The sequence below is a fragment of the Nonomuraea sp. NPDC026600 genome, assembly GCF_040638335.1.
In the GTDB taxonomy this organism is placed as follows: Bacteria; Actinomycetota; Actinomycetes; order Streptosporangiales; family Streptosporangiaceae; genus Nonomuraea.
This window is the reverse complement of record NZ_JBEZYD010000006.1, coordinates 259,047-271,640: the sequence shown is the minus strand read 5'-3', so window position 1 is coordinate 271,640 and position 12,594 is coordinate 259,047. Positions and strand designations below refer to the sequence as shown.

General features: G+C 68.2%; 15 protein-coding genes and 1 tRNA gene. 9 read left to right on the top strand and 7 right to left on the bottom strand.

Annotated features, from left to right (window positions below; translation table 11 throughout):
* The first annotated feature begins 143 nt into the window (after nt 1–143).
* The 8 genes from AB0F17_RS16990 to AB0F17_RS16955 all read left to right on the top strand — a co-directional run bounded on the left by AB0F17_RS16990 (nt 144) and on the right by AB0F17_RS16955 (nt 6,285).
* Nucleotides 144–842, top strand: coding sequence for a hypothetical protein (locus AB0F17_RS16990; protein WP_358023122.1), 699 nt, complete (start codon nt 144–146; stop codon nt 840–842).
* Complete coding sequence (locus AB0F17_RS16985) at nt 839–1,093, top strand: hypothetical protein (RefSeq protein WP_358023119.1); 255 nt, start codon at nt 839–841, stop codon at nt 1,091–1,093. The genes AB0F17_RS16990 and AB0F17_RS16985 overlap by 4 nt, the downstream gene beginning before the upstream one ends.
* Nucleotides 1,094–1,119: 26 nt before the next feature.
* Nucleotides 1,120–1,713 (top strand): hypothetical protein, encoded by a 594-nt coding sequence (locus AB0F17_RS16980; RefSeq protein ID WP_358023116.1) that lies wholly within the window; start codon nt 1,120–1,122, stop codon nt 1,711–1,713.
* On the top strand, nt 1,710–2,675 hold the full coding sequence (locus AB0F17_RS16975; RefSeq protein WP_358023113.1) for a hypothetical protein: 966 nt from the start codon (nt 1,710–1,712) through the stop codon (nt 2,673–2,675). Before AB0F17_RS16980 ends, AB0F17_RS16975 begins: the two co-directional genes overlap by 4 nt.
* Nucleotides 2,672–3,583 (top strand): bifunctional DNA primase/polymerase, encoded by a 912-nt coding sequence (locus AB0F17_RS16970; RefSeq protein WP_358023110.1) that lies wholly within the window; start codon nt 2,672–2,674, stop codon nt 3,581–3,583. The genes AB0F17_RS16975 and AB0F17_RS16970 overlap by 4 nt, the downstream gene beginning before the upstream one ends.
* Before the next feature lie 30 nt (nt 3,584–3,613).
* Nucleotides 3,614–4,801, top strand: a complete 1,188-nt coding sequence (locus AB0F17_RS16965; RefSeq protein ID WP_358023107.1) for a DUF3631 domain-containing protein — start codon at nt 3,614–3,616, stop codon at nt 4,799–4,801.
* A gap of 111 nt (nt 4,802–4,912) precedes the next feature.
* Entirely contained in the window at nt 4,913–5,119 is a 207-nt protein-coding gene (locus AB0F17_RS16960) for a helix-turn-helix domain-containing protein (RefSeq protein WP_358023105.1), read from the top strand.
* Entirely contained in the window at nt 5,119–6,285 is a 1,167-nt protein-coding gene (locus AB0F17_RS16955; protein WP_358023103.1) for a tyrosine-type recombinase/integrase, read from the top strand. The genes AB0F17_RS16960 and AB0F17_RS16955 overlap by 1 nt, the downstream gene beginning before the upstream one ends.
* A gap of 59 nt (nt 6,286–6,344) precedes the next feature.
* Here the strand turns inward: AB0F17_RS16955 and AB0F17_RS16950 are convergent.
* From AB0F17_RS16950 to AB0F17_RS16920, 7 genes are all read right to left on the bottom strand, one after another.
* Nucleotides 6,345–6,416, bottom strand: a tRNA-Val gene (locus AB0F17_RS16950).
* A gap of 17 nt (nt 6,417–6,433) precedes the next feature.
* Complete coding sequence (locus tag AB0F17_RS16945; protein WP_358023862.1) at nt 6,434–7,375, bottom strand: ROK family protein; 942 nt, start codon at nt 7,373–7,375, stop codon at nt 6,434–6,436.
* Between the two features lie 67 nt (nt 7,376–7,442).
* Nucleotides 7,443–7,769 (bottom strand): hypothetical protein, encoded by a 327-nt coding sequence (locus tag AB0F17_RS16940; RefSeq protein WP_358023101.1) that lies wholly within the window; start codon nt 7,767–7,769, stop codon nt 7,443–7,445.
* 11 nt (nt 7,770–7,780) lie between these two features.
* Nucleotides 7,781–8,233 carry a peroxiredoxin gene (locus AB0F17_RS16935; RefSeq protein WP_358023098.1) on the bottom strand — a complete coding sequence of 151 codons (453 nt, stop codon included), beginning with the start codon at nt 8,231–8,233 and terminating at the stop codon, nt 7,781–7,783.
* A gap of 37 nt (nt 8,234–8,270) precedes the next feature.
* Entirely contained in the window at nt 8,271–8,699 is a 429-nt protein-coding gene (locus AB0F17_RS16930) for a DUF3052 domain-containing protein (RefSeq protein ID WP_214635722.1), read from the bottom strand.
* Nucleotides 8,700–8,816: 117 nt separating this feature from the next.
* A complete protein-coding gene (locus AB0F17_RS16925; RefSeq protein ID WP_358023094.1) occupies nt 8,817–9,224 on the bottom strand; it encodes a secondary thiamine-phosphate synthase enzyme YjbQ in 408 nt (135 codons plus the stop codon).
* A gap of 9 nt (nt 9,225–9,233) precedes the next feature.
* A complete protein-coding gene (locus AB0F17_RS16920; protein ID WP_358023091.1) occupies nt 9,234–9,416 on the bottom strand; it encodes a DUF1918 domain-containing protein in 183 nt (60 codons plus the stop codon).
* 390 nt (nt 9,417–9,806) lie between these two features.
* On the opposite strand from AB0F17_RS16920, the gene aceE reads away from it, so the two are divergent.
* Complete coding sequence (aceE, locus tag AB0F17_RS16915) at nt 9,807–12,554, top strand: pyruvate dehydrogenase (acetyl-transferring), homodimeric type (protein WP_358023088.1); 2,748 nt, start codon at nt 9,807–9,809, stop codon at nt 12,552–12,554.
* Nucleotides 12,555–12,594 lie beyond the last annotated feature (40 nt).

Sequence of the window (12,594 nt, the reverse complement as noted above, 5' to 3'; positions counted from 1 at the left end):
CATCCGTGGCCCCCCTTCATCTGAGGCGTGGCCCCCCTCGTGGCCCCCTCAAGCCAAGATCAAAAACTTTCGCGGGCGCATCCCACGCGCAGCCGTGCGCGCGAGCTTGCCCGCACCCTTTTTGGAAGGACCACCCCAGCATCATGACCGTCATCAACAACCCTCTCCGGCTCACCCCATCCCAGTGGCGCATCATGCGCTACCTCGGCAGCTACAGCGCCAGCGCCACCCGCGTCGGCTTCCGCGCCGACCAACTGTGCGAGCACACCAGCACAGAGCCCGCCGACCTCGGCGACCTGGCCGACTCCGGCTACATCGCCGGCCGCGAACGAGGCAGCGCCTGGGAGCCCGCCCCCGACGTCGTACGCGACGCCACCAACCCGAAGAGACTGAACGTCCACATCACCACGCAGGGAAAGAAGGCCGCCACGATCCTGGAGGCGGCCACATTCGCGCTGCTACACCTTCGAGTCCACGGCTCGCTGCCGACCGACTTCCTACGAGGCGAACTCGGCACCGACAACGACACCCTCGCCCGGCTCGAACGGTGCGCCTACACCCAGACCATCCCCGGCGACCACCTCGCCTGGCATGAGGGAAGCACTGTCCGCGTCTACCAGGCGCAACAACGCATCGACCCTCACTGGACCTGCACGAGCTGCAACGCGCTGCCCAGGGCCGGCGCCACCATCTGGGTCGACATCACCGACGCGCCCATCGACCGGCACTGCGACCCGTGCGCCCGCCGCAAAGCCAAGGTAGCGGTGCCGTCCGCCCTGGTCACCCTCACCAAGCTCGGCCGCCGCTACAGCGACCCCTACATGATCGAGGTCGGCTCATGACCGGCCCGTCCATCCTCGACACGCTCGCCGACCTCGCCATGTGCCTGACCGCCGCGGTGGTGCTCGTGCTCACCCTCGTGGCGCTCTACCGGTCCAACCTCAAGCGCCACCCCTACACCGACTGCCGCCGCTGCCAGGGCACCGGCGAGCGCCGTAGCCGCCTGTTCGCCCACTCCTACGGCTACTGCCCCGACTGCACCGGCACCGGCCGCAGAACCCGCCTCGGCGTCCGCCTGTTCAACATCCGCTGACCGATACCCCGCACCTGGAGATCACCGTGACCGGAACCGTCTACCTGCTGCACTTCGCCCGCCCGTACAAGCACGCCCGCCACTACATCGGGTGGACCAGTGATCTGGACGCCCGGTTGGCCGAGCACCAGGCAGGGCATGGCGCGCGCCTGCTGGCCGTGGTTAAAGCCGCTGGCATCACCTGGACGCTGGCCCGCACCTGGGACGGCACCAGGAACCGTGAACGCTCCCTCAAACGCCAAGGTGGCGCACGCCGCTGCTGCCCGATGTGTGGCGTACGACCCCGCCCCACCCCAACACCGACCCCGCCACCCCCACCTCCCCCCGAGCTGGTCACCATCATCCGACCGCGCCCCGGCGACCAGGCCATGCTCGCCAAGGTGGCCGCCGTATTCCTCGCCGGCGAAACCCGACTACCGCTCCACGAGATCACCCGACGGCTACCGGTGCGCCCCGACGGCCCCCGCTTCGGCTGGGAAACCTCCGTCATGGCCGCCACCCTTCGCCGCAACGGCGTCATCATCCACCGCCATAGCCACCCGTCCGGCGCCGTCCTGCTGGGCGACCTCCGTACCACTCTGGCCCTGGCCGCGCCCGACCCCGAAGGGCAGGCCGCATGAACGGCATCCCGGCAGCGGATGCGTCGCGTTCCACCGGCACTATCCGACGCGTCGCGTCTGTCGGCGACGGACGCGACGCGTCGGGTTCCACCACGGTGCAACTCGACGCGTCGCGCGACCTCGGCAACGCCGGGCAACGGCTCTGCGCCTGGTGCTCTGGCCCCATCCCCGCCGCCGCCCGGCGAGATGCGGTGTGCTGCTCGGTGCGCTGCCGTCAGGCTCGCCACCGCTTCACCCGCACGGTCGGCGCTGGCCAACCCGTCGCGCTCGGCCGCCCGCTACGGCTGGCCTACGCTGACCCGCCCTACCCAGGCAACGCGCGGCTATATCGCGGGCACCGCGACTATGCCGGAGAGGTCGATCATGCCGCGCTGATCCGCCACCTGACCACCTACGACGGGTGGGCGCTGTCGACCTCAGCCGCCGCCCTCCCGGCCGTCTTGACGCTGTGCCCGCCAGAGGTTCGGGTGGCCGCCTGGCACCGCGGAGAGCGCCCTACCGCCAGCCGCTGGCCGCTGAACGCCTGGGAACCGGTCATCTACGCCGGAGGTCGTCCCTCAGACCCGTCGCTCGGGATCCACCCGACACGTCGGGTGGACTCCCTGGTCCACGGCGTCTCGGCGATGACCACGCTGCCCGAAAGAGTGATCGGCGCCAAACCTGCCGCCTTCTGCCGCTGGCTGTTCGACCTGCTCGGCGCCGCGTCCGGTGACAGCTTCGATGACCTGTTCCCCGGCTCGGGAGTAGTTGGCCGCGCCTGGGATACCTTCACCCATCTCCCGGACGCGTCGCACCTGGCCAGGGACGACACGTCGTCTCAGGCCCTAAGCGACGCGTCGCCTCCAGCTGTAGCCGACGCCTCACATCGAGACAGAGACGTCGCTTCCTCCGGCGAACACGACGCCTCCACCCGCCACCCCTCACTGTTCAACCCTGTCGCCAGCACCAGGGGGAGCTCATGACCACCCACGATCAACTCCGCTACGCACTGGCCGCCGCCGCCCGCGGCTGGCACGTCTTCCCTATCGCGATCGGCGACAAGCCCCCGGTCAAGGGCTTCACCGGCTGGGAAGCCAACGCCACCACCAACCCCGGCCTGATCCGCCGCTGGTGGGCGCGCGCCCCGTACAACATCGGCATCGCGTGCGGACCCTCCGGCCTGGTGGTGATAGACCTCGACACCCCGAAACCCGGAATGGAGGGGCTTCGCCCCCCGCCCCCCTGGGACCTGCCGGGGGTGACCGAGGGCGCGGATGTACTGGCCGTGCTGTGCGAGCGTGCAGGACAACCCCTGCCGTTCGAGACGTTCACCGTGCGGACCCGCAGCGGCGGAACCCACCTGTACTACACCGCCCCCGAGGGCGTACGGCTCGCCAACACCGAGGGCGACAAAGGCAACGGGCTGGGCTGGCTGATCGACACCCGCGCGCACGGCGGCTACGTCCTGGGACCCGGCAGCCACGTGGACCTGCCGGACGGCACCGGCACCTATCAGGTGCTTCACAACGGCCGCCCGGCCCCGCTGCCCCCCTGGCTGTCCAAGCAGCTTGTCGCCCCGCCCCGAGCGGCGGCCAAGCCCGTCCGGCTGGATCTACCCGGCGACCGGCGCGGCGCCTTCCTGCGCGCCGCCATCACCGGCGAGCTGGAACGCCTGGCAGCCGCGCCCGTCGGTGAGCGCAACCGCACCCTCTACCTGGCCGCCACCGCCCTCGGGCAGCTCGTCACCGGCGGCGCGCTCGACGAAGTCGAGGTCACAACCCTGCTTGAACAGGGAGGGGTCGACATCGGGCTAAGCGCCGGCGAAACGCGCGCCACCATCGCCTCCGGACTCAAGAACGGCGCCCGCCGCCCCCGCACCCTCGCCGCGTGACCGCACCACCCACCTGGGAGCACTGATCTCGTGAACCAACCCGCCAACCACGGCGCCGCCCTGCTAGATGCGCTGCTGGCCGCGCTGACCCGGTACGTCATCCTGCCAAGCCCCGAGGCCGCCGACGCCGTCGTGCTGTGGATCGCCGCCACCCACGCCCAACCGGCATGGGCGCACGCCCCGCGCCTGGTCATCCGCGCCCCGGAAAAGCGGTGCGGCAAGTCCCGGCTCTTGGACGTGGTCGAGGCCACCAGCCATGAGCCGTTCATCACCGTCAACTCCTCATCCGCCGCGGTCTACCGCTCGATCACCGACGACCCGCCCACCATGCTCGTGGACGAAGCCGACACCATCTTCGGCCCCAAAGCAGACGGCAACGAAGACCTACGCGGCCTGCTCAACGCCGGCCACCAGCGCAACCGGCCCGCCAAACGCTACGACGCCAACACCGGACGCGTGGAGAGCATCCCGACCTTCGCCATGGCCGCGCTCGCCGGCATCGGCGCCATGCCCGACACCATCGAAGACCGCGCCGTCGTCATCCGGATGCGCCGGCGCGCCCCCGGCGAAACCGTCTCCCCCTACCGCCACCGCCGCGACCGGCCGGCCCTCCGTCAACTGGCCGCCGACCTACGCACGTGGCTCCGCGCCGACCTGGCCACCCTGGAACAGGCCGAACCCGAAATGCCCGTCGAAGACCGCGCCGCCGACACCTGGGAACCCCTCATCGCCGTGGCCGACCACGCCGCCGGCCACTGGCCCGACCGCGGACGCACCGCCGTACTCACCCTCACCGCCGACGCCGACGCCAACGGCCAGACTTCCGGCCGCATCCGGCTACTGACCGACTGCCGCACCGCCTTCCGCACCGATCCCGCCCTGCCCACCGCCGCCCTGATCGAACGACTCAAAGCCGACCCCGAAGCACCCTGGGCCGACTACGGGCCGACCGGCCTGACCGCGATGAAACTCGGCGTGATCCTGCGTGAGTACGACATCCGCTCAGCCAACATCCGCTTCACCGACGGCACCCAAGCCAAGGGCTACCAGCGCGCCGATTTCCTCGACGCGTGGGCACGCTACTGCCCCGCGCCCACACCGCCGGACACCCCGAACACCAACGAAATCCCGCTGTTCGAGGGGGGTAGCCGTCCCAGCCGTCCCAGCCTCGTCATCGCAGGTCAGAGCGGGACGGCTTCCAACCGTGGGACGGCTTAGCCGTCCCAGCAAAACAAGCCGTCCCAGCCTGACCAGCACAAATGAGGCTGGGACGGCTGGGACGGCTACCCCCCTCAGACCTGCCACCCCCGGTGAGGAGAAACCGCCGCCATGAGTACCGCCACGCTCGACGATGCCCAGCTCTACCGCGTGCCCGACGCCATGCGTCTGCTGCGCATGAGCCGAAGCCTGATCTACGACCAGATCCGTACGGGCCGCCTGCGGTCGGTCAAGCAGGGCCGCGCCCGCCTCATCACTGCCAACGGCATCCGCGAGTACATCGCCCTCCTGGAGAAGGAAGCAGAGGGAGCAACCTGATGACCAAACGACGCAGCAGGGGAGACGGCGGTCTCCGCTGGGACGAAAGCCGTCAGCGCTGGATTGCCACGCTGACGGTGGGCTATACCCCTGCCGGAAAGCGCATCGTCAAAAAGGGAACCGGCAAGACCAAGACCGAAGCCAAGGAGAAGCTAAAGGAGATCATTCGAAACTATCAGGATGGTCTCGCGATCGCCCCGACCAACTACACGGTGGCCGCCGCGGTTACCTACTGGCTGGAGAGCGGAATTCCAAGGTTGGATTCGTCCACGGCGAAGATGTACCAGACCTACGCGACCAAACACGTCATCCCGTGTCTCGGTGCCCGCAAGCTCAGGGATCTGTCCGTGGAAGACGTGGACCGCTGGCTTATGGCCAAGTCCAGCGCACTGGGCACGCGCTCGCTCAAGCTGATCCACAGCATTCTCAACCGCTCGATGAAGAACGCCATGCGTCGCGACAAGGTCAAGCGCAACGTCGTGGAGCTGTGCGAGGTGCCCGACGGCCGCGAGGGACGCCCATCCAAGGCTCTAACCATGAACCAGGCGGAAGCCGTGCTGAAAGCGGCGCAAGATGCACGACCCCGCATCCGTGCGTACATCGTGGTTTCCCTGCTTTCAGGCGTACGAACGGAGGAAGTTAGGGCGATCCAATGGAGCCACGTAGTCGCCTACGACCAGAAGACCAAGGCGTGGCGCCCGGTCTCCGAGATTGGATGGGACCACGACAGCTTCGCCATCTACGTCTGGCGCTCGGTGAGGAAGAAGGGGGACACCAAGACACGGAAGTCCCGCCGAAGTCTGGCCCTGCCCAAACGCTGCGTGGAAGCGCTGAGGTCTCTCAAAGAGGAACAGGACGACGAGCGCGAGCTGGTGTTCTCGACAAACAGCGGAACCGCGATGACGGCCCATAACGTTCGCCGTGACTTCAGGAAGGTTCTCGATAGTGCAGGACTCACCGGCGCGGAGTGGGCGCCTCGTGAGCTGCGGCACAGCTTCGTGTCCCTGCTCTCCGACCATGACATTCCGATCGAAGACATCTCACGTCTCGTCGGTCACTCCAACACGGTGGTGACCGAGACCGTTTATCGCCACCAGATCAGGCCCGTCATCCAAGAGGGAGCGACCGCCATGGACAGCATCTTCCCGCTGCCGGAGCACCCTTAGTCACCCAGTTAGACACCCACGGCCCGTTTCCGATCAAGGAAGCGGGCCGTTTCCTCAGGTGGGCGGTACTGGGTTCGAACCAGTGACCCCTCGCTTGTAAGGCGAGTGCTCTACCGCTGAGCTAACCGCCCCTGATCGGCACTACACCTTACGACACCAACGGCTCCGATCGCACATCCATCACCCACCCGGCCCCCAGGTCCTCTCTCCCCGCCGCTCGCCAGCCCAGCAAGGCCGCGCCCAGCATGCCGGCGTCGACTCCCAGGGCGGCGGGCAGGAGGGGTGGGGCGTCGCGGAAGGCGAGGCGTTTGACGAGGCGGGTGCGGACGGGGTCGAAGAGGGCAGGGCCCGCCTCGGCCATGCCGCCGCCCAAGACGATCATGGAAGGGTCCAGGAGCAGGGTGTACGTGGCCAGGGCCAGCGAGAGGGCCTCTACCGCCTCGTCCCACACCTCCACGGCCAGGGGGTCGTCCGAGGAGACGACCTGTTCGGCGCGGACGTCCTCGATGCCGGAGCGGAGGCTGTAGCGTCTGCCGACCGAGGCCGCCGACGCGTACGTCTCCAGGCAGCCGAACTGGCCGCACGCGCACTGCTCGCCGTCCGGGAAGACCGGGATGTGGCCGATCTCGCCGCCCCAGCCGGAGGAGCCGCCGTACGGCTGACCGTGGACGATCATGGCGCCGGCGATGCCCGTGCCGATGGGCAGGAAGAGGAAGTCGGGCACGCCGCGGCCGGCGCCGAGGACGCTTTCCGCCAGGCCGCCGGTGCGTACGTCGTGCCCGAGCATGACCGGCACGTCGAGGGAGGTGAAGTCGGAGGCCGGTACGTCACGCCAGCCGAGGTTCGCCGCGTAGACGGCCACGTCTTCGGACACCAGCCCCGGCACCGCCAGGCCGACACCTGCCGGGATGCCATCACCGGAGGCGGCCAGGTGGCTGATGAACTCCCTGATGGCGGCCACGACGGCTTCCGGGCCCTCGGTACGCGGGGTGGGGCAACGCTCGCTCAGGAGTACCGCGCCGGACTCGCTGACCAGACCGCCCTTCATGGACGTGCCACCGACGTCGAGCGCCACGACGAACGAACTCATTGCAGACACGCAGCAGACGATAGCGCAGCTCAGCAAATGTCCGGAAAGCTGAGACGGCCACCCCGGGTCAGGCCCGGCCGAGCACTCGATTCAGGGCCGCCTCGACCTCGGCCGACAGACCGGGCGGGGCGCCCGAACCCGCCATCGCGTCCGACCCCACGAACGCGTCGGCCCGTGCCAGTCGTACGGACCCGCAGGCTCTGCACTCCACCTCGCCCAGACGGCAGATCAGCGCCGTGGACCCGCACGTGCCACAGGCCTCGAGGTCGAGGTCGTGCAGCCGTTGACAGTCCGGGCAGATGAGCACCTGGGTCTCACGGCGAACCCCCCGCTTCCACGGGCTGGCGCCACGGACGGGGTCCGTCTGCCGGGCCCCGCAGCGGTAGCAGGGCATCGTTTCCTCCGTTAAGAAATGTCGGCGAGTGCCTTGACGTAGTCGGCGACGTCACGCGCCTTGCTGGCCGGATTGACCACCGACCACCGGATCACGCCCGCGCCGTCGATGATGAAGGTCCCCCGAAGGGAGACCCCCTTCTCGTCATCGAACACACCGTACGCCCGCGCGACCTGTCCATGTGGCCAGAAATCGGAGAGTAGAGGGAACTCGTAACCCTCCCGATCCGCCCAGGCGCGATGCGTGAACATGGAGTCGACCGAGACGGTGAGGAGTCGCGCGTCGGCATGGAAATAACGCAGTGCCGACAGCTCCTGATGGCACACGCCGCTGAAGGCAAGCGGATAGAAGACCAGCACGACCTTCCTCCCCCGGAAGTCTGACAGCTTCACCGGAGTGCCGTGCTGGTCCCGCAGTTCGAAGTCTGGAGCTAGGGCGCCGACCTCGGCAGGACGTTCGTTCACACACGCCATCCTGCCGCATGGCAGGCGCTCAGGCTCCCTAGCGTCGGCCCTTCGGCGAGACCAGTCTGGTCCCAGACCAATCAGGCGCGGCGGAGATGCTGCTGGTCTGCGAGAGACCCGCGGTAGCGGCATCCTCCCCGATGTCGCTCGGCTCCACATGGCCGTCGCGCCCGGCCTTGGGAGTCAGCAGCCAGATCTGGCCGGCTTCGGCGAGAGCTCGCATGGCGTTGGTGAGGACGTCGAAGAGATCCCCGTCGCCGTCGCGCCACCACAGCAGCACCACGTCGACGACGTCGTCGGTCTCCTCATCCAGCAACTCGTTACCGGTCAGGTCCTCGATGGAGTCGCGAAGCTCGTCGTCGACGTCCTCGTCCCAACCGATCTCCTGCACCACCTGACCCGGCTTGAGGCCGAGCCGTTCGGCCAGGCCGCGCTCACTTTGCGCCTGACCCGCGGTCGCGCTCACGTTTATCCCTCCTGCTTGAGTGGCCCCGCATATGCGGTTTATCGCTTCGGGACAGTCCACACGCTGTGACCCTTAGTCGTCAACGGTCGCCACGGGTACGGCCGTAGACTGCCTGAATCAATCCGACAAAAACGACAGGCGTACCTGGCGTTGCGGGTTGTCGACGTTGAGGTCGACGAGTGCGATGGACTGCCAGGTGCCCAGCGCCAGCCGCCCGCCAAGCACGGGGATGGTCGCGTACGGCGGAATGAGCGCGGGCATGACGTGTGACCTGCCATGACCGGGCGACCCGTGGGCATGACGCCACCTGTCGTCGGCCGGTAGCAGGTCGCGCAAGGCGGCGACGAGATCATCATCGCTGCCCGACCCCAGTTCGATCAGTGCCACCCCGGCGGTCGCGTGCGGGACGAAGACGTGCAGCAGCCCGTCCTCCCCCAGAGCCCGTACGAAGTCCGCGCATTCCGAGGTGATGTCGTGCACCGTCTCCCGTGAACCCGTGGCCACGGAGATGATCTGGGATCTCACACACGAATCCTACTTAGGTACGACGACCGCATCGGGGCCGGGAAACACCAGGCCTGTGTGTCCGTCGTCGAACCGCACGATGTACGGGGGCCCGCCGTCGGATCCCTTGATCTCGATGATGATCCCGTTGCGGTCCCGCTCACCCACGGTGTTGCCGTGCACCAGGAGCCGATCGCCTATCGTCGCGTTCATACCTCCAGACTCGTACGCGGACGCCCGTACGGAAAGAGGCATATCCGCCTCCCTCTGAAGGCGGAGGGAGAATCATGACCGAACCGTTACAGTGCGCCCTCGTGGGCAAGCCCGATCGCACCCCGCACGAGTGACGCCATCCCCGGTCGGGCACACTCTCAAGACGCGCACGGCGAAATTTCGTAGCTTTTCCGTACTTGTTAAATTCGCCGCCGCCTGTAACCTTGGCCCGGGATTCGTCCTACCATCGGTGGTCTAGGCCACCAATGGTGACCCTGCCAGCAGGGACACCCTGGTTACCCGCGAGTAGAGATGCACTTTCTACGGCGAGCGACCAGGATGGAAGGCGACCCAGACCAGACATCAGTCATCCTCGGAAGGCGAGACCCAGTGGCTTCCGGACGCCAGCGATTCTCGATCATCAGCGACGGCCTACCCAGCCAGCTGCCTGATGTCGACCCCAGTGAGACCAACGAGTGGCTCGAATCCCTCGACAATGTGGTCAAGACGGAGGGCCGCAGCAGAGCCCGCTACCTCATGCTCCGCATGCTGGAGCGGGCTCGCGAGCACCAGGTCGGCGTGCCGGGCCTGCGCAGCACCGACTACATCAACACGATCCCACCGGAGCGCGAGCCCTGGTTCCCCGGCGACGAGCACGTCGAGCGGCGGATCCGCGCCTACATCCGCTGGAACGCCGCGATCATGGTGTCCCGCGCCAACGCGCGCACCAACGTCGGCGGCCACATAGCCACCTACGCCTCGGCCGCGTCCCTGTACGAGGTGGGCTTCAACCACTTCTTCCGCGGCAAGGACCACGGCGAGTCGGGCGACCAGGTCTTCTTCCAGGGCCACGCCGCGCCGGGCATCTACGCCCGCGCCTACCTGGAGGGCCGCCTCAACGAGGCGCAGCTCGACGCGTTCCGGCAGGAGCTCTCGCACGGCTTCCACGGCCTGCCCTCCTACCCGCACCCGCGGCTCATGCCCGACTTCTGGGAGTTCCCGACCGTCTCGATGGGCCTGGGGCCGATCGGGGCGATCTACCAGGCGCGGTTCAACCGCTACCTGCTCAACCGCCAGGTCAAGGACACCAGCCGCAGCCACGTGTGGGCGTTCCTGGGTGACGGCGAGATGGACGAGCCCGAGTCGCTCGGCGCGATCGGCCTGGCCGCCCGCGAGGAGCTCGACAACCTCACGTTCGTCATCAACTGCAACCTGCAGCGGCTCGACGGCCCGGTACGCGGCAACGGCAAGATCATCCAGGAGCTGGAGTCCTACTTCCGCGGCGCCGGCTGGAACGTCATCAAGGTCGTCTGGGGCCGCGACTGGGACCCGCTGCTGGCGGCCGACGTCGACGGCGTGCTGGTCAACCAGATGAACACCACGCCCGACGGCCAGTTCCAGACCTACTCCGTGGAGTCCGGCGGCTACATCCGGGACAACTTCTTCGGCGGCGACCCGCGCCTGCGCAAGATGGTCGAGCACCTGTCCGACGACGACATCCGTAAGCTGTCGCGCGGCGGCCACGACTACCGCAAGGTCTACGCGGCGTTCAAGGCGGCCCGCGAGCACGTCGGCCAGCCGACGGTCATCCTGGCCCAGACCATCAAGGGCTGGACGCTCGGCAAGGACTTCGAGGCGCGCAACGCCACCCACCAGATGAAGAAGCTCACCAAGGCCGAGCTGAAGGAGTTCCGCGACCGGCTCTACCTGCCGATCCCCGACTCCGCGCTCGAAGGCGAGCTGCCCCCGTACTTCCACCCGGGCGAGAACGACCCCGAGATCGAGTACATGAAGGAGCGCCGCGCGGCCATGGGCGGCGTGCTGCCCAAGCGCGTCACGCGCGCCAAGCCGGTCAAACTGCCCGCCGACAACATCTACGAGCAGTTCAACAAGGGCTCGGGCAAGCAGCAGGTGGCCACCACGATGGCCTTCGTCCGCCTGCTGAAGGACCTGATGCGCGACAAGGAGATCGGCCACCGGTTCGTGCCGATCATCCCCGACGAGGCCCGTACGTTCGGCCTCGACGCGATGTTCCCGACGGCGAAGATCTACTCCCCGCACGGCCAGACGTACGAGGCCGTCGACAGGGAGCTGCTGCTGTCGTACAAGGAGGCCGTCCAGGGCCAGATCCTGCACGAGGGCATCACCGAGTCGGGCTCGATGGCCTCGACGATCGCGGCGGGCACGGCCTACGCCACGCACGGCGAGCACATGATCCCGATCTACATCTTCTACTCGATGTTCGGCTGGCAGCGCACCGCCGACCAGATGTGGCAGATGGCCGACCAGATGGGCCGCGGCTTCCTGCTCGGCGCGACGGCCGGCCGCACCACGCTCAACGGCGAGGGCCTGCAGCACGAGGACGGCCACACGCCGCTGATCGCCTCGACGAACCCGGGCGCGCTCTCCTACGACCCGTCGTGGGCGTTCGAGGTCGCGCACATCGTCAAGGACGGCCTGCGCAGGATGTACGGCGAGCAGCAGGAGAACGTCTTCTACTACCTGACCATCTACAACGAGCCCTACACGCAGCCTCCGCAGCCCGCGGACCTCGACGTGCAGGGCCTGCTCAAGGGCCTCTACCGGTTCTCCGAGAGCCCGCGGACGCAGGGGCCGAAGGCCAACATCCTGTCGTCGGGCGTAGCGGGGCCGTGGGCCGTCGAGGCCCAGCGGCTGCTGGCCGAGGAATGGGGCGTGTCGGCCGACGTGTGGTCGGCGACCTCCTGGACCGAGCTGCGCCGCGACGCCCTGGCGTGCGAGGAGCACAACCTGCTCAACCCCGACGCCGAGCCGCGCGTGCCGTACGTCACCCAGGCGCTCTCGCAGGCCAGCGGCCCGTTCGTGGGCGTCAGCGACTACATGAAGGCCGTGCAGGACCAGATCGCGCAGTGGGTGCCGGGTGACTGGTCCTCGCTGGGCACCGACGGGTTCGGCCTGTCCGACACCCGGTCCGCGCTGCGCCGCCACTTCCACGTCGACGCCGCGTCGATCACGCTGGCCGTGCTGACCAGCCTGGTCAAGCGCGGTGAGCTCGACGGCGAGGTGCTGCGCGAGGCGATCGCCCGCTACCACCTCAAGAACGGCGTGACCGAGGCCGGTGGCGCGGAGAGCAACGACACCCAGTCGATGGGCGTCTGAGCGCACCACGACAACGACGACGCCCTCGCGGAAGATCTTC

Bases quoted from the DNA above. Each gene is read 5' to 3' on its own strand.
- AB0F17_RS16920 (WP_358023091.1), bottom strand. From the start codon at position 9,416: ATGAACGCGACGATAGGCGATCGGCTCCTGGTGCACGGCAACACCGTG.
- AB0F17_RS16970 (WP_358023110.1), top strand. From the start codon at position 2,672: ATGACCACCCACGATCAACTCCGCTACGCACTGGCCGCCGCCGCCCGC.
- AB0F17_RS16985 (WP_358023119.1), top strand. From the start codon at position 839: ATGACCGGCCCGTCCATCCTCGACACGCTCGCCGACCTCGCCATGTGC.
- AB0F17_RS16940 (WP_358023101.1), bottom strand. From the start codon at position 7,769: ATGCCCTGCTACCGCTGCGGGGCCCGGCAGACGGACCCCGTCCGTGGC.
- AB0F17_RS16960 (WP_358023105.1), top strand. From the start codon at position 4,913: ATGAGTACCGCCACGCTCGACGATGCCCAGCTCTACCGCGTGCCCGAC.
- AB0F17_RS16990 (WP_358023122.1), top strand. From the start codon at position 144: ATGACCGTCATCAACAACCCTCTCCGGCTCACCCCATCCCAGTGGCGC.
- AB0F17_RS16955 (WP_358023103.1), top strand. From the start codon at position 5,119: ATGACCAAACGACGCAGCAGGGGAGACGGCGGTCTCCGCTGGGACGAA.
- AB0F17_RS16975 (WP_358023113.1), top strand. From the start codon at position 1,710: ATGAACGGCATCCCGGCAGCGGATGCGTCGCGTTCCACCGGCACTATC.
- AB0F17_RS16945 (WP_358023862.1), bottom strand. From the start codon at position 7,375: ATGAGTTCGTTCGTCGTGGCGCTCGACGTCGGTGGCACGTCCATGAAG.